The sequence below is a fragment of the Nostoc sp. CCY0012 genome, from assembly GCF_963920855.1.
In the GTDB taxonomy this organism is placed as follows: domain Bacteria; phylum Cyanobacteriota; class Cyanobacteriia; order Cyanobacteriales; family Nostocaceae; genus Cyanocohniella.
On sequence record NZ_CAWUDM010000108.1, the window covers coordinates 1 to 18,235 of the forward strand.

Genomic DNA, 18,235 nt, shown 5'->3' on the forward strand with positions numbered 1-18,235 from the left:
GAAACTGGTTTGCTAATTGCTGTTACTGTACCTCATAACAGCCGGAAAGGCTGTAGAGTATGACTTCATTTAAAAATATTTATATTTTGATCTAGTGTACCTCATTACAGACGGAAGTGCTGTATCCCTCTTCTGTCACTTTCCCTAGATAAAAAGATGTAATCCTTACCAGACAAGAGTTTCAGTCTAAATCAATGATTATATATATCATGTTAGAAAATAAAGCCACAAACCTAATCCCAGTCAGAGTTTTAAAAGTTGGCTTTAATTTTTGTTTTCGGAGAGTGACAGAAGCGGGGTATACAGAAACACCATACTCCCCTGTACACTGTGGATTCTTTTAGGTACAGAAACGAAATTATTACCCATAATGGTGAAAATAATACTTATCATGCAGGCGCTTACCTCAGCGATGGCTTGCATGAAGGAGCGATCACATCTGCAATCAGGGTTGCTCAACTCATTGGCTAAACCCGAATGGCACTAAGAAAAGGGCAAATCCTTAATATGGCTGGGTTTTGGGTGTGAAGGTGTAAGGGTGGAATGGCACGAATGGCACTAAGACTCAGATTAAGAATATTTTCAACCTGACCATACCACTGGATGAATCACCAGTATGGATTCTGGGGCAGTATCTCACGCAACTGGGTTTGTCTACAGAATCGCGGCGACCGTTGGAGGATGGGAAGCGGGTTCGGTATTACAGTCTTAATACTGAAGATGTGATGTTTGCTCGAAAGGTGCTGGAGTATCGGCAACGGCGACGAGAAGAGAAGGAACGCAAGGGGCAAGAGGAGCAGGAGATAAACGCGAATTATGCAGCGAGGATGCAAACTCAGTACGGAGTCAATGCGATTAGACCTTCATCTATGATTTGCATTTGTTGCCTAATTTTAAAGAATTGGTATTACTGATCACGGGGTAACCGCCGCATCATCTTCTGCAATGCCACAGCCATTCCCATCTGGCACATATACAGCCTCGCCCGATATTACCAGTACAATTCGCTGCCGCCTCGCCCATTGGTAATAGAGCACTCACCCAATTTAAGCCCCAGCGATAGCCATTTTTACGTCTAAAGACACAAGTTTGTTTAATTTTTAAAGATTAATGAGATATTAATGAGATATTAAATTGAAAAACGTTCTTCAGATAGAAACTTATGGCAACCGAGCAAGAGCTTCAATCTCTTTTTAATAATTTAGATCGCGATCAAGACGGCAAAGTCTCGATTAATGAGCTTTTTTTAAGCCCTGGGTTAAGTGCAATCATTTTAGCAGAAACAGGTGTTAGTAGCCCCCAGGAATTGCTAGCGATGCATGGAGATAAAGGCGGTAGTATCACCTTTGAAGAGTTGAAACAAGTTGTTGAGAAAGCAGGGAATTTAAACTAGCAACCTCATCCCTAACACCCAATACCCAATACCAAAAAATCTCTCTCTAGCCCACGCTTTGAGGGATTTGCAATTTCTACTAGGTCATTGGTGACAGTATGCTGCTTTTTCTTTGCCGAAAAGAACTTTTAAAGAACTTTTTTTGTTCTCCAGAAAACCTTGCTTCAGCACGAGTTTTGGAAAAGAGCGGTTTAGTGTGTGAGGGAAGATTAGGATGCTACCTGATTCGCCCTAATATTTCACCAATTCCTAGGGATGCGTTCATGTATGCTAGAGTGCGTTGCATATAAGTTCCTTTTTGCGATAGACATCTTGTTCAAGACGACGGCGGGAAGTTGATCAAAAAGATTATGGCACTGAAAGCAATCTTGGCAGCACCGGAGGAAGCGATTGCTGATGACCAAGGACGGGAATTTATTACGCCTCAGTTAATTATGGATAACTTGATTCCAATTAAGAATTCTACAGATGTCATCAACTAATTCTTGGGGTAGACAAGGTTTAGTAATTACCCCTGCTACTCCTAAATCTCTCAACTGCTTTTGTTCGCTAGGTTGAGCTTTAGCTGTCAGCATAATAATAGGAATGTCACAGGTTACAACAGTTGCCTGTAGCTGCTTAAAAGTAGTCGGCCCATCCATCTCAGGCATCATTACATCTAGTAAAATAGCATCAGGATGCTCAGATGCTGCAATTTTTATTCCCTTGCTGCCTGAAGATGCTGTCAGTATATCCCAGCCAGCCACTGATTCTAACGAGATTTGAATAATTTCCCGCACACTATCTTCATCATCAATTATCAATAGCCGCTTTTTCATATTTGTTACCCCTTGTTTTTCTACAGATAGTTTTATCAATCAAAACACTAGTATTGATGAGCAAATCTTCTTTTGATTGTGACTTCAAGTAATATGATTAGAAAATTCGCCTACAATACTAAAACAAGATGTTAAACAATAATTGTGAAGTTTTTGTGAGGAAATAAGAACTTAACTAGACAGATCTTGAAAAGATGACAATTATTTTCAATAGCCAATTTTTCACATAATCCATTGGTTTTGCTAAAGGATTGCACTTCTTCACAAAATCCTCACAAACTTTCTATAAATTAGTACAAGGAAATAGACCCAAGGTAGTTTTTAGAGTTAATTTTTATTAGAAATACTAGCCCCTACTGTTGTGATTACTTTCAAATCAGCATTTAGGTGAGATATGAACAAAGATAAAAATGATACACAAATGAAACCTACAATGCTTGCCAAATGCCCAACTGGTATTCAAGGTTTAGATGAAATTACTTATGGGGGGTTGCCACAAGGAAGACCGATACTGCTTTGTGGTAGAGCAGGTTGCGGCAAAACGCTGATGGCAATGGAATTTTTGGTACGGGGTGCTACCCTATTTGATGAACCAGGCGTATTTATGGCTTTTGAAGAAACTGCTGAGGAGTTAATCCAAAACGTTGGTTCCTTGGGGTGGGATGTAGCAGAACTAATCAAAGAAAAAAAATTAGTAATTGATCATGTTCAAGTTGAGCGCAGTCAGATTCAAGAAACAGGCGAATATGACCTAGAAGCATTATTTATTAGATTAGGCTATGAAATTGATGCGATCGCGGCTAAGAGAGTAGTCATCGATACACTAGAGGTACTGTTTGGTGGTTTGGATAACGCTGCGATCGTCCGAGCCGAATTGCGGCGATTATTTCTGTGGCTGAAAACCAAAGGTGTCACAGCTATCATTACCAGTGAAAGTGGAGAGAATAGCCTCACACGACATGGTTTAGAAGAATATGTTTCAGATTGTGTTATTCGCGTAGAGCAGCGCATCAGTAATGAACTTTCAACTCGGTGGTTACAAATTATTAAGTATCGTGGTTCTAGGCACGGCTCAAACGAGTATCCATTTTTGATTAAGGAAAATGGTATTTCGGTTCTCCCCATTACCTCTGTCGGCTTAAATTATCCAGTCACAACCCAATGGATACCTAGTGGTATCAAACGCCTCGATACCATGTTGGGAGGACAAGGTTTTTTTCGTGGTAGCAGTATCTTAATTTCCGGTACGGCAGGAACTGGTAAGAGTTCATTTTGCGCTCATTTTGCTGATGCTACTTGTCAAAGAGGAGAAAAATGCCTTTATTTCGCCTTTGAAGAATCTCCCCAACAGATTATTCGCAATATGCGTTCTATTGGTATCGATTTAGAAACTGCGGTTGATAAAAAATTACTCAAATTCCAAGCCTTACGCCCAACGTTTTATGGTTTAGAAATGCACCTTGTGAATATACTGAGTACAGTTAATGACTTTCAACCTAATGCAGTCATTCTCGATCCCATATCTAACTTAACTTATGGCAGTAGCGATATTCAGATGAAATCTTTTATGATGCGCCTGATTGATTATCTGAAAACAAAAAATATCACAACAATTTTTACAAATTTAAATGAAGCTAATAGTGCTTTTGTAGAATATACAGAGATAGGTATTTCTTCCTTAGCAGATACTTGGATACTGCTGCGAACTGTAGAAAGTAATGGTGAGCGTAACCGTTTGATTCATGTACTTAAATCTCGTGGTATGTCACACTCTAATCAAGTGCGAGAATTTATTTTAACTACTGAAGGGCTACAGTTATTAGATGTGTATTTAGGAACGGAAGGTGTACTCACAGGTACAGCAAGAATTATACAAGAAGCTAAAGACAAAGCTGCTGCTATAGCCCGCCAACAAAAAATTGAACAAAAACAGCGTGAGATTGAACATAAACGTTTACTGGCAGAAGCACAAGTTAAAGATATACAAGCTCAATTTGAAATTGAAAAGGAAGAAATTGAAAGGTTAATTTTTCTCGAAAAGACACAAGAACAAATTTTATTAGATGAACAAAAACAAAGATTACATTTGCGCCAAGCTGACCCATGAATAGAGATTTTTATCACGGTTAAAAATATGAATCCCCTATCTCAATCTAGCCATACAGGAGAAGAAGTTTGGGAGTTACGGCTATATGTAGCTGGACAAACTCCTAAGTCTTTAAAAGCATTTGCCAATCTGAAAAAAATTTGTGAAGAATACCTTGAAGGTAAATATTTTATTGAAGTAATTGACCTTATGCAAAATCCCCAATTAGCTAAGGGGGATCAAATATTAGCTATTCCAACTTTAGTGAGAAAATTACCTGAGCCTGTCAAGCAAATAATTGGAGACTTATCCAATACTGAAAAAGTCTTAGTAGGGCTAGATTTACGTCAATTAAATATCAACGAAGGATAGCCATGAATAATTCAAACCAAACTAACGATAGTTCGCATGAACTAATCATAGAATCTACAGAAGATTTTGAAAAAGCGCTGGCAAATACAGACATACAAAAATATGTTTTACGTTTGTATGTAGCTGGCAATACCCTTAGATCAATGCGTGCTATTCAAATGCTGAAAAGAATTTGTGAAAAATATTTAAAAGGACGCTATGAAATGGAAATTATTGATATATACCAACAACCTGATATTTTAGAAAAAGACCATATATTTGCTGTGCCTACTTTAATCAAAGAGCTTCCGCTACCTTTACAACAGTTGATTGGCGATTTAACAAATGTTGATAAGGTGATCGTTGCTTTAGATATTTCTTGAAAAAATTCTGATATTCAAAGATAGTTAAAAGTTATTTGTAACTGAATATCTATAATAATTATTCCTACATTACTAAAACTTATAGGTAGGAAATACACAGGAAAGTTATTTTTCTCTATCAACGAGTTGAGGGTCTTGTACCATCAATTACGAATTACGAATTAGTGGATGAATAGGTGATTGCAGTGAAAACACGCGAAGAACTTGAACTAGAAAATATAGCTCTACGCAATCAAATACAGGTCTTAGAAGAGACATTTAGAGCTATTAGAATGGGAGAGGTAGATGCTTTAGTTATATCTAGCGCTCAAGAAGAACGAATTTTCACTTTGCAAGATGCTGATTATCCTTACCGTGCTTTTTTACAAGAGATGCATGAAGGCGCTGTGACGATAGATGAGCATGGAACAATTCTTTACTGCAATCACCCTTTAGCGGTAATGCTCAAAAAGCCATTAGAGAAAGTAATCGGCTCTAACTTTGAGGATTACATAGCGCCACAAGAAAAACAGGTATTTCAAGGATTATTTCGGCAAGCAAGGCAAGAATTTCGTCGAGGAGAGGTTTACTTAATTGCTGAGGACGAAACTCAAATACCTGTTTATTTATCTTTTAAGTCATTGCAAATAGACGATGTAGCTGTTAATTGCATAGTAGTAACCGACTTAACCGAGCAAAAACGTAATGCAGAAATTGTGGCGGCTGAAAGACTAGCAAATTCTATTCTGGAACAAGCAGCCGAAGCTATTATTGTTTGTGATCAAAGTTGGCAAATTATTCGCGCTAATCAAGCAGCACAGCAACTGTGTGGTACAAATCCATTATTTCAACAATTTGATTTGTCGTTTCCACTGCAATGTCATCATTGTAGCGGCTATAAAAAAATAGAAGAGTGTTTATTTACCAATGAATCAGCAAATTGCCAGCAAAATCAAGAAGTATTTTCAATATCTAGCTTGCTACAAGGTCAATGTTTTCAGGGAGTAGAAGTATTCTTAAACCGTGAAGATGGTAGCGAATTTCATTTACTGTTGAGTGCGGCTCCATTATTTAATTTAGACGAGCAAAATATTGGTAGTGTAGTGACGCTGACAAATATCACAGAGCGCAAACAGACAGAAGAAAAAATAGCAGAGATGGTAATCCGTGAACAAGCTGCTTGTGCAGAAGCGGAAGCAACCAAAAATAGGTTATTTAATATATTAGAGAGTATTAGTGATGCTTTTATTTCTATTGATAATAATTGGTGCTATACATACGTTAATCAAAAAGCAGCAGAAATTTTTGGCAGAGAACCAAAGGATTTAATTGGTAAAAATATTTGGCAAGAATGTAACGAAGAATTTCGTCAGCATTCTTATGAAGCTTATTTACAAGCTTTCACTGAACAAAACTTTATTCAATTAGAAGAATATTACTCATCGAGCGATCGCTGGTTTGAAAATCGCATTTATCCTTCTTTGGAAGGTATATCAGTTTTTTTTAAAGAAATAACTAAAGAAAAACAGACTGAGATTGCTTTACAAGAAGGTGAGGAACATTTAAGATTAGCTTTAGAAGCTTCTCAGATGGGGACTTGGGATTGGAATATTCTGACTAACCATCTCAAATGGTCAAGCCGTCAAGAGCAATTATTTGGTATAACTCCGGGTAGTTTTGCTGGTAATTATGAAGCTTTTATCGCCTGCCTCCACCCTGAAGATAGAGAAGCAATTCATCAAGCAATAATTGATGCCAAAGATAATAAGTCTGAATATTATGTGGAATATAGAGTTATTTGGACTGATGGTAGGATTCATTGGATTGGGGCTAAAGGAAAATGTATCTATAACGACGAAGGTACAGCAATACGGATGATTGGTACTTGTTTAGATATTACTCAACGTAAGCAAGCGGAAGCTGTTTTGCAAGAAGCAAAAGCAGAATTAGAAATTAAAGTTGCAGAGCGAACTACTGAATTATCTCAAGCAAATTCACACTTACATAGATTAATAAATATTCTGACAGTAACTATTAACCAACAAACAAAAATTGAAGCTCAACTGCGTGAAGCAGAACGCCGTTGGCGTAGCTTGTTAGAAAATGTGCAGTTGTTAGTTATCGCATTGGATAAGACAGGTAAAATTGAATATGTTAATCCTTTCTTTTTAGAATTGAGTAAGTATAGTCCAGAAGAAATTTTAGGTAAAGAATGGGTTGCCAATTTTATACCGCAGCATCAGCAAGATAATATACAAAAAGTTTTTGTAGAAACGTTAGAGGAAGAATTACATTCTCACCACCAGAATCCAATTATTACTAAATCTAAAGAAGAACGCGTAATCGCTTGGAACAATACGCTACTACGAGATTCACGAGGCACAAAAGTAGGCACGATGAGTATTGGTGAAGATATTACAGAACGCTACGCATTAGAAAAAATCAAGAATGAGTTTATCTCAGTTGTTAGTCACGAATTACGTACCCCCATGACTTCGATCCAAGGAGGTTTAAGCTTATTGAAAACTGGTTTGGTAAAGCTTGATTCTGAACAGGCTAAGCGGATCATTCAAATTGTGTCAGACAGATCTGAACGCTTAGTCAGAATAGTAAATGATGTTCTAACTCTAGAAAGGTTGCAATCAGGACAATTCACTTTAAATAAACAAAAAACTAATGCTGCTGAATTATTAATAAAATCTACAGAATTAATGCAATTAATGGCTGACGAATTTGGGGTTAATTTATCAATTTTACCCCAATCTATTGAATTAACGGTTGACAAAGATCGGATTATCCAGGTACTAACAAATTTGCTGAGTAATGCGATTAAGTTTTCATCCAAAGGGTCTACTGTATTAATGACAGTAGAAGAAATCAAAGCAAAAGATGGTCAAACTTCGGATGCATTATTTAAGGTACAAGACCAAGGTAGAGGGATTCCTGCTAACAAGTTAGAATCTATTTTTGAGCGGTTTCATCAAGTGGATGCTTCCGATTCTCGTAAGCAAGGTGGAACAGGTTTAGGCCTGGCTATCTGTCGCAATATTATAGAGCAACACCACGGGCAAATTTGGGTTGAAAGTCAAATAGGAGCAGGTAGTATTTTTTACTTAAAGCTACCTTTATAATTTTGGGCACCCTTACCTCATTTCTCCATTGGCGATTGCCTCCTCCAGGTGCGCTCCGCGCAAACGCCTGGCTCATGCCATTACTCCGCTCTCTGACATTAAAAGCTGTAATCTTTATTTCGCACACTTTACAGCTTTTATTAGTGCCATTCGGCTAAACCCAAAGTGTTTGTTGGGCGATAGGCTCTAGCCATGCCTTCGGGCTTATCGCCTGCTTTTGAAACTTCTGGAGATCATGTTTAGTTAACTAAATATGCTTGTTGGTACTGAGACTTTACGTGCTTAATACAAATTAACAAGCCGACAGCACCAGCAGCAGTCGGCCTAAAACATTGGCGATAATTGAGTAAAAATTTATTTTTGAGCCGCGCTATGCTGAGGGGGAACAGAAACCACCTTTTTCGCTAAACCCAAAGTCTGCAAGAGTTTGATGCTCCACCAAGTTACATCAATTTCCCACCAAGACAATCCAGATTTTGCCATATTGGGATAAGTATGATGGTTATTGTGCCATCCTTCTCCGTAGGTTACTAAAGATACCCACCAAAGATTACGTGCGCCATCATTGGCATCAAAGGTACGATAACCCCATAGATGTGATGCTGAGTTAACAAACCAGGTAGAATGCCAAAGCAAGACTGACCTGACAAAGACGCCGTAAATGACAAAAGACCAACCCCCTAAGAGATACAGCAGTACTCCAAAGGGAATTTGTATTAGTAAGAAGTAGCGATCTAGCCAGCGATAAAAAGGCTGTCTTGCTAAGTCAGGTGCGTATTTTTGATAAACGTCATAATCAAAAAATTCAGGCCGTGGGTAGAAGATCCACAGCATATGGCTCCACCAAAATCCTCGCTGGGCAGAGTAGGGATCTAAGTTAATATCTTCTGTGTGGGCGTGATGCTGGCGGTGTCCACCAATCCAGAAAATCGGCCCCCCTTGTAAAGCCAAGGCTCCAATGGTAGCGATTATATATTCCAGCCATTTAGGCACTTGAAAACTCTTATGACTCAGCAGTCGATGATATCCTAGGCAAATGCCGATACTCCCGAACAACCAGTGGAGCAACAGTAGCAAACCTAATGCTGACCAAGAGAAAAACCAAGGAGCCAGGAGAGCTAAGGCATGAAATGCAGCAAAAAATACCACATTTACCCACCTAAGGCGAGGCGCATTTCCTCTTTCGGGGGCGAACGCCAGAAACTTCGCGGTCATACAAATTCCTGTTGATAGATGATGAAGCGATGTGCTTTTTCTCGGTGCAACCATAGCAGGTATTTGCCTGCTCTGCACAGCAGTTCGTTACAGTAAAGAAAAGCAAGTATCACTTACATTTGTTATGCTAACAGACTACTCAATTTCATGCAAGTGCCACTTGCATTATTCTCTATGTCATCTCAACTAATTTCCGCTCGTCAACGTCTAATTCAGTCAGCACTGGAGTTATTTACTGCTCAGGGAGTTAGCGCCACGACAACCCGCCAAATTGCGGAGAAAGCAGAAGTCAATGAAGTGACGTTATTCCGGCACTTTGGTAACAAGCATGGACTGCTATTGTCTGTGCTGGAAGAATCCGCAGCCTTCAAGAATTTAGGGGAATCCCTAGTACAGAGAGCAACTCCTCCTGGTGATATTTATCAAGCCCTGAAAGATTATGCAAGTGATAGCTTACATGCATTAGAAAGGATACCTGAGTTGGTTCGATCTGTAGTAGGTGAAGCTAAACAGTATCCGATGGAAAATCGCCGGGCCCTAGGACGTGGATTAACAGAAGCAAACCGCTACGTGGCAGAGTATTTAGCCACTGTTATCCAACAAGGAGATTTAAATACTTATCTCCCCGCAGAGAAATTAGCTAGTTTGCTCAATGGCATGATCCTGGGATACGCAGTAATTGAATTCACTAGTGAATTTCATCAACTGTGGGAGGATCGGGATGATTTTTTAGAGAATTTAGTAGAGTTATTTTTACATGGAGCTATGTCACCTTCAAAAAAATCAGCAACAACCAAGGACAATGTGATGGAAGTAGCTGATTTACCTGCTGGAGTAGTCTACCAAATTTTGCAACAAGCCAAGAAGTCAAGTACACAAGATTATGCCTTGGCTTATGTGTTATTCGGGGCTGGCTTATCTGTTAGAGAAATTTCCAGTTTGCAGCGAAATCAGCAAATTTGTGATAATTCCGGGCATTTCCTCCAGATCACTACCCCAGAGTTTTCCCGCCAGGTGCCTGTTAATCAGTGGATTTTGGGTAAACGCTATGGTTCCTATACCAACAACCCCTTAACCAGATGGCTCAAAAGTCGTAAAGATACTCACCAAGCGATGTTTGTCAACGAAGTTGGTAACTTCATTTCCGAGTCAGAATTGTTGCAACATTGGGAAATATGGACTGAAGGATTATTAACTCCTCAAGGAATACCACCTGCGATCGCCCAAGCACAACATACCTGGTGCGTAGAAATGTTAATGCGGGGGATGAGCCTAGAAAACCTAGCTATTCTCACAGGTGGAGAACGTATTCAATTACAAGCCTATGCCAAAAGAGCCAAAGAAAAAGCAGCACTAGAGCAAGCAACTCGTTTAGACCATAAGCCTGCATAGCAATTCCAGCCAGCAGATTTGAGAAATGAGCAATCTATCTATAGGCTGATTATTTTGTAATGTTTATGTCCAGATTGTTATTTTGGCAACGTTGTAATTTTAGCTACTAATTATTTTATTCGCTATTAGCCTCACAGTATTAGCTAGCAATTTAGTAGAAAAAACTTGGCACATCAAGTATTCAACATAATTTAAAAAGTAACGAATGATACTTAGGATTGGGGAAGATAGATGGGTTTCTTTCCATCGTATTCAGTTTTACAATTAATGAAAATATGAAATTGAAACTCTTCTTATGGTAAATCCCCAACGCATTAATCCTGCTCCCGGACAAGAATCAGTTTGGGATTACCCTCGTCCCCCTCGTTTGGAAGACACAAGTAAACATATTCAGATTATCTTTAATCAAGTCACAATTGTAGATACCCACAGCGCCAAGCGAGTTTTAGAAACAAGTCATCCACCTTCTTATTACATCCCCCCTGGGGATATTAATATGGAACACCTATTGCAAACACCAAAAACTAGTTTTTGCGAATGGAAAGGGCCAGCCGGTTACTATACAATCCGTGTGGGTGACAGAGAAGCTCACAATGCTGCTTGGTTTTACCCTAACCCCACACCAGGCTTTGCATCTCTCAAAGATTATGTAGCTTTTTATGCCCATCTCATGGATGTCTGCTACGTTGATGGTGAAAAAGTGCAACCCCAACCAGGTAATTTTTATGGTGGTTGGATTACCAGTGATATTGTTGGGCCATTTAAGGGTAGTCCCGGTACATGGGGATGGTAGTTGACACTCTAGTGAGCAAAACTTTGTTATTCAGACTTCTGCTTAACCTCGGTTTTGGAAAATCTAGGATGGGAAAAAGAGTACAGGATACCAACTTTGACGCAAAATTTCCGCTGCAAAACTAGAAACTAACCATTCTTGGAGCTTACCTATTGTTCCAGAAGACACGGCGATCGCGCTAATATCAGCCATGACAGCTGTCTCCAAAACCTGAGGAACAGAGTTACCTTCACGGACTTCTGTCTCTACTTGTAAATTTACCTTTTCCAAATCAGCCTTAATCTCAGATAAAGTTTCGTGAGCCTGTGGGGGTAAAATTTTATTAGGTATTTTTTGGCTAATATTAGGCTCTAAAACCCAGCACAGATGACACTTTTGCAAAGACATATCAGACTGTTGTTGCGCCAAGTTTTTGATCTGTTGTACCAGAGAATTTGACGCTTTACTATCGTTATAGGGAATTAGCAAAGAGCGAAAAAGATGCTGACAACGCAGTGTTAATTCCTCAGAAGTGTAAGCAGAAATTAACTGAGGACGCACTATCAGTAAAGGAATTTTACTTTGGCGGGATAACCCAGCCATCGTACTACCCGCCAGTTTTTCTGCAAGTGAGCTACGATTTGGAGAACCCAGAATAATCAGTTGAGACTGATAAGCTTGAGCTACCTTCAAAATAGTCTCAGATGCTTTTCCTGATTGAACTTCTATGTTGACATATACATCAGTGGAAATGTCACCAAACTTTTTTGCCAAACGGGTTTGAGCCTGTTCTATTTTCTCACTATCTACTTGGGGAATAATACCTTTTTCCCATAACGGAACAACGTGTAGAAAAACAATTTGCTTTATCCCTGCGGCCCCAAGACTCGGAACAAAATGCAATAGTCGATGCAAACCGTCGGCAAAATCTGTGCAAATTAAAACTCGTTCAAACATAAATATTAATAAAATACATCTATTAATATTCTACTTGAATCAATACTGATGTAAAAATTAGACAATTTTCGGTTATTTTACTGCATAAATAATGATGCCAGGACGAATATTCCTGGATAATTCTCCTATTAGGGTTAAATTATCCAATGAAAGAAAAGCACTAGGCGATTTCTAATCGCCAGGACTAGTACAGCACGGCATAAATAGGCATACCATTTAAAATCGTCAAACAGCCTGTTTGACAAGCCTTTTGACTTTTGACTTCCGCCTTGCGGTGCTAGGTACTTCCAAAATTGATTCTCTTCCCCTCAAAAATGCTGATACTGATCAACAAGATATAATGATAACGATTATCGTTGTATTTCCCTATGAGACAATGACAACTAATTCGCCTCAGTTACCCAGCAAAATTGACTTGGCTATTATTGGGGCTGGGCCTCACGCTTTAACATTGGTAACGCATCTGCTGCAAAAACGGCAAACCATGCGAGGGAGATTTTTAGTATTTGACCCTAGTGGTAAATGGATGAGTCGCTGGCAACAACAATTTGCTGCTTTAGAAATACCACATTTGAGATCCCCAGCGGTACACCATCCTGATCCTAATCCTTTTGCTTTGCGAAAATTTGCTGAATCCCGTCCTGGTGAGTTATTTCCTCCCTACGATTTACCAGGAACTCAGCTATTTGAGGATATGTGTGAGGATGTGATTCACCGCTGGGATTTACAAAATCAAGTTATCAAAGCTCAAGTTACCCGTCTGGAACCTTGGCATCAACGTTTTCGGCTGTGGTTACAAGATAGAAATTACGTTACGGCGCGGCGGGTGGTGTTGGCTACTGGCGGTAGTAAACTTCAGATACCTGATTGGGTAAATCAGATAACTACAGAGTATCCACTGGATAAACTTTGCCATTCACACAAAGTAGATTTACGTAAATTAGATTTAGCAAATCAAAGGATATTAATTGTCGGAGGAGGCTTGACGAGTGGACACCTGGCAGTTGGCGCTTTAAGTCGTGGTGCCAAAGTACACTTAATGTTGCGGCGACAGTTGCAAGGAAAGTTATTTGATGCCGAACCGGGGTGGTTAGGGCCCAAATATCTGAAAGGATTTTTCGCTGAATCAGATTATCAAAAGCGCTGGGAAATGATCCAGCAAGCGCGTAATGGTGGTTCTGTAACCCCGGCGATCGCTATGCAGTTGCGGCGGGCTGTGCGTCATGGTAATTTTAAACTGGATGAATATTGCCAAATTCTGCAAGCACAATGGTTAGGCAATCATTGGCTAGTGAAATGTGATCACGGTAGTGAATATGAGTATGAACAGATTTGGCTTGCCACTGGCAGTAAATTTGATGTGACATCTGAACCACTATTAAGCGAAATTTTAGACAATTACCCCATTGCGATCGCTAACGGCTTACCCATTTTAGATAATCATCTGCGTTGGCCTGGTTGTGAATTATTTATAATGGGTGGATTAGCCGCTTTGCAGGTGGGGCCGACAGCGCGGAATTTATCAGGTGCGAGAATGGCCAGTGAGAAAATTGTGCCTGCGATCGCTAAGTCGAGTATTGCCTATATGCCACAATCTCAATTGGACATGAGTTGCGGGAATTTTCGCACTTGATATTCTGCTAACTCGACGATGGGATAGGATTCTCCCATTGCTTGGGTAAATTGAGCTTCAATAGCCTGTAAATCTTCTACAGGTATAGCTTTCCACTGTTCCCGTGTTGCCCAACGAACAATTAAAATCAGTTCTGTGGGATCGTTGGGGTTAATCCAAACTTCTTTCCCCAGAAATCCTGGATACTTAGCCAAGGCTGTTGTCCAAATTTCTGCATCCTGCTGGATATAATGTTCTCGCTGTTCTGGGGCTACTTTAAACTTCAGTAGTTCTATAACCACACCCTTGTATTCCTTTTGTGTGTCTACGAATTTGCCAAAATAGAGATGTAGGCTAGAATAACCACTTTTCCAGCATAGCTTGATTGCATACACTCAAGAGCAAAAGTCAGCTAGTGGGAAACAATTAAAGAGGAAGGGAGTATGGACAATAATAACTGGTTGCAACAGCTAATGATGCTTGGTATTGGTACAACATCTTTAGTAGCCGAAAAAATGCGGCAAGTCAGTGATGATTTGGTTAAGGACGGTAAACTCGATCCTGAGCAAGCTAAGGCGGTGATGGATGATGTTGTGCAGCAGTTAAAGTCGGAACAAGGAAACTGGGAAGAGCAAATGCAACGGCAAATGCGAAACATGATGCAGGACTTGGGTGTGGCTCGTCAGTCTGAGGTGGATGAATTACGCGGGAGAATTGACCGTTTAGAGCGACAAGTACGAGATTTAGAAAATAAATTGTGGCGTTAAGCCTCCAGGGTCTAGAGTCTAGGTGCTAGGGGCTAGTATGATGACTTAACAGGGACTAGCTCTCTACTCAGCCCACAGCACTGTCTATAGGAGGACTGATTTTGAAATCAATTTTACTCAGCGTGGGTTTCATGCTGGTATGTGTTGTAGTTTTGGTATTAGCACAAGTTGGCAGTAAGCCAGACACAGCTGTTGCAGCTAATTTGACACAAACTATACCAGCACCGATAAATCTTACTGAAAACAATACATTGATTGCGAGTAATACTATGTCTGATGATAATGTGGTAACGAATCCTTCGGGATTGAAATATGTGGAAATTGAAGAAGGAACCGGGGCGACTCCTGAACCGGGACAAACAGTGGTAGTGCATTACACCGGCACTTTAGAAGACGGTACAAAGTTTGATAGTTCACGCGATCGCAAGCAACCTTTCAGCTTTAAAATCGGCGTAGGGCAAGTCATTCAAGGTTGGGATGAAGGACTCAGCACTATGAAAGTAGGCGGTCGTCGTCAATTAATCATCCCCTCAGAACTAGGTTATGGTTCCCGTGGTGCTGGTGGTGTGATTCCGCCTAATGCCACCTTATTGTTTGATGTGGAATTATTGGATATTAAGTAGGGACTGGGAGACTGGGGGCTAATTTTAAACCTGACATTACACAATATTTTAGGCTTGCCCTAGGTTAACCTAAACTACTATTTTAGGGACTGGGGCAATTTTCTCCCCTATCTCCCATTTACCTACTTACTCGGCGTTCGCTCATTTTTGACCAGAAAATTTAATTAACCCTTGCAGGGCTTGTAATCTAGGCTGCACAGGCAATTCAGGTGTTTTTACCTAAAACAAGGTTTTAGCCATTTTTATGGTTTATGCCCCTCTGCGCCTTCCTTGGAGACTCACGTTAAATAGATGCTTCTAGAAGCCGAATATAAAGGTAATAAATCTTACTTTGTATTGGCTGCTTACTTAAAAATAGCCCTTTCCCCTTTGAATTAAGGCTTTAATTCAATTTCGAGTTTAAAAATAAGCGAACGCGTAGTACTTACAAATCTCTCTTTCAATTTCACTCAAATTCGTATTGTGCTTTACATAATCACGGAACCAAGTACAACCCAGCAACAGTAATTCGTCTATACTTGTTTGCTTTGCTTCTCTGCCTTTTTTGCTGCTCTGTACTTTGATATCATTAACAGAAAAAAGGCTAGAAAGGCTAATGCAGCTGCAACTACCAGGACTTTATCAACAGCATCTCTTGCCGTCAGTCTCAACGCAAGCAAGAGTAGTACCAATACTATGATGACTTTAATTAAAAATCCTTTTTCGCGTGCTGCTTTCAACTCATTTAAATTATGTTGTTGCTTACGAATAAAAGAAACCAGATAATCATGCACCAATTGATACCTATCAGCCGTAGATTCGGGTAATAGCAACACTAGACCAGATTGCACAAAAATTTCTAAAACTAAATCTAATTTACTAGATTCTCCAAATAAATTCGCTATCAACTCCGCTTTAGTTTTCAAAGGACGAGTATTATTTTCATCTGTAAGTAAATATAAAAGTAATCTAGCAACCCTTTCATTTTCTGTTCCACAATCTTGAATAACTGATTCTAAAAATCCTTCAACCAGATTTTCTTTAGTCCCAAATTCTTGATACTTTTTTAAAGTAGTAATTTTCTCAGTTTGCAACTGCATCCCCACAAGTTGCAACTCAATGGGGCGTACCTCGCCAATATTCCCCGCTAAATCCTGTACTAATTGGTCAATTAAAGCATCTTCTAAATAAGATTGATTTGTCTTCCTATCTTCTGCAATCACACTTTCTGACCCGGAGTCACCTGTTAAACCAGATTTCAAAGCCTCTCTCCTCGTAGGAGAGAGGTTTGGAGAGAGGCTTTGGAAATGTGTACGCCGAGTCAAAGTTTGAATCACCGTCTTAGCATCATCAACTGAAAAATTACCCAAATAATAGCGAATATTTTTAGCCAGAATATTATTATTAATTATCGCTAAATCAAACAGCCGTTCTAACTCTAATAAATAATGTAAATAATCTTCTCGTAAAGACAAAATTACCTTCACAAAAGGAATATTTAAACATTGATGCAAAAACTCATAAAAACTCCGCCTATCACCTTGATCTGTATAAACAAAGAAAAATTCTTCAAACTGATCAAAAATCAACACCGTTAACAAATTACGGTCAGCATTTTTTTGCAACTCTGCCAAAATAGCATCAGCAGAATTTAGAGAACTAGCATTTAACGACTTAATATTATTCGCCAAACACTGACCCAACATTCCCGCCCAACCAGTGTAAACGCGCAACAAAATAGGTAAAACATTCCGTCCCTCAATTGGTTCTTGTTGCAGTGCAGGAATTAAAGCACCTTGTAAAATAGAACTTTTACCCACACCTGACTGACCATAAATTACAGTCAGTTTATGCTGAGTGCTGCTAATTCTTTCCCGTAAACGCTGCACATCTTGACCCCGACCAGAAGCGGCAATTTCTTGAGCCACACTGTCTGTATTTTCTCCTTGCAACTGTGCCGGATTTATTGCTTGTCGCTGAGGATTTAAATAAGATGCCCCAACAAAAGGCCGAAACCCATATTGATGTTCAATTTGAAATTGTTCTTGCTTCAAATTAAAAGCTAAACGATATGCAGCTTTATCAAAATAAAGTAAACGTAATTTCTCTAAAATTGCGATATATAATTGCGGGTCATATTGCGGATTACATAAAGGTTTAGCAGTTTCTAGCTGATTAATTGCAGCTGTAATGTCGCCTAAACCCTCGTAAGCACCAGCTAAAATAAATTGATATAAACTCTGTTCATGAAGTGCTAAATTAGACCTATCCTTTAATATTTTCAGTGCCTTTTCTGCCAATTGTCGCGCATCATCCCAACGTGACTCTTGTAACCCCACTTCTGCCAAAAAGCCGTAATCTTGGGCTAATTTATGAGAATTGCCATATCTTTCATGTAGTGGCAAAGATTTATCAGCGAGACTTTTTAAATCTGACCATGCTGTTAAATTTCGCAGCACTTCACCCAAATGATTAATATACTTAGCGACCAAATCTAGACGCTGAATTTGTTCAAAAATATTTAAACCATCTTGCAAATAGATTCTTACAATTATCCAAGATGATGGATTATCTAAACGATTAATTACAGCTTGCCGAGAATAAACTAAAGCAATATGAACTAAAACTATACCTTGCCGTTCTTGATAATTATCATTTGCTTGCCATCCAGCCAAACTTTGCAAATAATGTGCCAAAGCTAAATCAAGTCTGTCATAAAGATCTTAGTGGTGCAGAAAAGTCTTGAACCGCTTGTATACCAGGAGTCTGACTGAGAC

General features: G+C 39.3%; 15 protein-coding genes and 2 pseudogenes. 12 read left to right on the forward strand and 5 right to left on the reverse strand.

The genetic code is table 11. From position 1 onward, the window contains the following. Positions 1-300: 300 nt before the first annotated feature. From ACM0OS_RS23410 to ACM0OS_RS23420, 3 genes and pseudogenes are all read left to right on the forward strand, one after another. Positions 301-471: pseudogene (locus ACM0OS_RS23410) on the forward strand (amine oxidase); the annotation flags it as partial. Between the two features lie 179 nt (positions 472-650). Further along, positions 651-914 carry a hypothetical protein gene (locus ACM0OS_RS23415; protein ID WP_414545579.1) on the forward strand — a complete coding sequence of 88 codons (264 nt, stop codon included), beginning with the start codon at positions 651-653 and terminating at the stop codon, positions 912-914. 248 nt (positions 915-1,162) lie between these two features. Further along, complete coding sequence (locus ACM0OS_RS23420; protein ID WP_414545580.1) at positions 1,163-1,393, forward strand: EF-hand domain-containing protein; 231 nt, start codon at positions 1,163-1,165, stop codon at positions 1,391-1,393. Between the two features lie 428 nt (positions 1,394-1,821). On the opposite strand, the gene ACM0OS_RS23425 is transcribed toward ACM0OS_RS23420, so the two are convergent. Further along, positions 1,822-2,211, reverse strand: coding sequence for a response regulator (locus tag ACM0OS_RS23425; RefSeq protein WP_414545581.1), 390 nt, complete (start codon positions 2,209-2,211; stop codon positions 1,822-1,824). Positions 2,212-2,605: 394 nt separating this feature from the next. Between ACM0OS_RS23425 and kaiC the strand changes: the two genes are divergently transcribed. The 4 genes from kaiC (at position 2,606) to ACM0OS_RS23445 (ending at position 8,141) form a co-directional block, all read left to right on the forward strand. Then, complete coding sequence (gene kaiC / locus ACM0OS_RS23430) at positions 2,606-4,318, forward strand: circadian clock protein KaiC (RefSeq protein WP_414545582.1); 1,713 nt, start codon at positions 2,606-2,608, stop codon at positions 4,316-4,318. 27 nt (positions 4,319-4,345) lie between these two features. After that, positions 4,346-4,669: a circadian clock KaiB family protein gene (locus ACM0OS_RS23435; protein WP_414545583.1), complete on the forward strand. Its 324-nt coding sequence runs from the start codon at positions 4,346-4,348 to the stop codon at positions 4,667-4,669. Between the two features lie 2 nt (positions 4,670-4,671). Further along, the gene (locus tag ACM0OS_RS23440) at positions 4,672-5,031 is read left to right on the forward strand and encodes a circadian clock KaiB family protein (RefSeq protein ID WP_414545584.1); all 360 of its coding nucleotides are present in this window, start codon (positions 4,672-4,674) and stop codon (positions 5,029-5,031) included. Positions 5,032-5,216: 185 nt separating this feature from the next. Next, complete coding sequence (locus ACM0OS_RS23445; protein WP_414545585.1) at positions 5,217-8,141, forward strand: PAS domain S-box protein; 2,925 nt, start codon at positions 5,217-5,219, stop codon at positions 8,139-8,141. A 354-nt stretch (positions 8,142-8,495) separates the two neighbouring features. Here ACM0OS_RS23445 and ACM0OS_RS23450 read toward each other — a convergent pair whose 3' ends face one another. Next, complete coding sequence (locus tag ACM0OS_RS23450) at positions 8,496-9,356, reverse strand: acyl-CoA desaturase (RefSeq protein WP_414545586.1); 861 nt, start codon at positions 9,354-9,356, stop codon at positions 8,496-8,498. A gap of 174 nt (positions 9,357-9,530) precedes the next feature. Here ACM0OS_RS23450 and ACM0OS_RS23455 point away from each other — a divergent pair, with 174 nt between their 5' ends. Together ACM0OS_RS23455 and ACM0OS_RS23460 are read left to right on the forward strand one after the other, a co-directional pair. After that, entirely contained in the window at positions 9,531-10,748 is a 1,218-nt protein-coding gene (locus ACM0OS_RS23455) for a TetR family transcriptional regulator (protein WP_414545587.1), read from the forward strand. Positions 10,749-11,043: 295 nt separating this feature from the next. Then, complete coding sequence (locus tag ACM0OS_RS23460; RefSeq protein WP_414545588.1) at positions 11,044-11,541, forward strand: DUF427 domain-containing protein; 498 nt, start codon at positions 11,044-11,046, stop codon at positions 11,539-11,541. Between the two features lie 63 nt (positions 11,542-11,604). On the opposite strand, the gene ACM0OS_RS23465 is transcribed toward ACM0OS_RS23460, so the two are convergent. Further along, positions 11,605-12,477, reverse strand: coding sequence for a universal stress protein (locus tag ACM0OS_RS23465; RefSeq protein WP_414545589.1), 873 nt, complete (start codon positions 12,475-12,477; stop codon positions 11,605-11,607). A 376-nt stretch (positions 12,478-12,853) separates the two neighbouring features. Here ACM0OS_RS23465 and ACM0OS_RS23470 point away from each other — a divergent pair, with 376 nt between their 5' ends. Continuing rightward, on the forward strand, positions 12,854-14,110 hold the full coding sequence (locus ACM0OS_RS23470; RefSeq protein WP_414545593.1) for an FAD/NAD(P)-binding protein: 1,257 nt from the start codon (positions 12,854-12,856) through the stop codon (positions 14,108-14,110). On the opposite strand, the gene ACM0OS_RS23475 is transcribed toward ACM0OS_RS23470, so the two are convergent. Beyond that, entirely contained in the window at positions 14,074-14,391 is a 318-nt protein-coding gene (locus tag ACM0OS_RS23475) for a TIGR03792 family protein (protein ID WP_414545590.1), read from the reverse strand. The genes ACM0OS_RS23470 and ACM0OS_RS23475 overlap by 37 nt on opposite strands. A 141-nt stretch (positions 14,392-14,532) precedes the next feature. Between ACM0OS_RS23475 and ACM0OS_RS23480 the strand changes: the two genes are divergently transcribed. Together ACM0OS_RS23480 and ACM0OS_RS23485 are read left to right on the forward strand one after the other, a co-directional pair. Then, the gene (locus ACM0OS_RS23480) at positions 14,533-14,856 is read left to right on the forward strand and encodes a phasin family protein (protein ID WP_414545591.1); all 324 of its coding nucleotides are present in this window, start codon (positions 14,533-14,535) and stop codon (positions 14,854-14,856) included. Between the two features lie 101 nt (positions 14,857-14,957). Further along, a complete protein-coding gene (locus tag ACM0OS_RS23485) occupies positions 14,958-15,479 on the forward strand; it encodes an FKBP-type peptidyl-prolyl cis-trans isomerase (RefSeq protein WP_414545592.1) in 522 nt (173 codons plus the stop codon). A gap of 512 nt (positions 15,480-15,991) precedes the next feature. On the opposite strand, the pseudogene ACM0OS_RS23490 reads toward ACM0OS_RS23485, so the two are convergent. Continuing rightward, positions 15,992-18,142 (reverse strand): annotated as a pseudogene (locus ACM0OS_RS23490) (hypothetical protein); the annotation flags it as partial. Between the last annotated feature and the right edge of the window lie 93 nt (positions 18,143-18,235).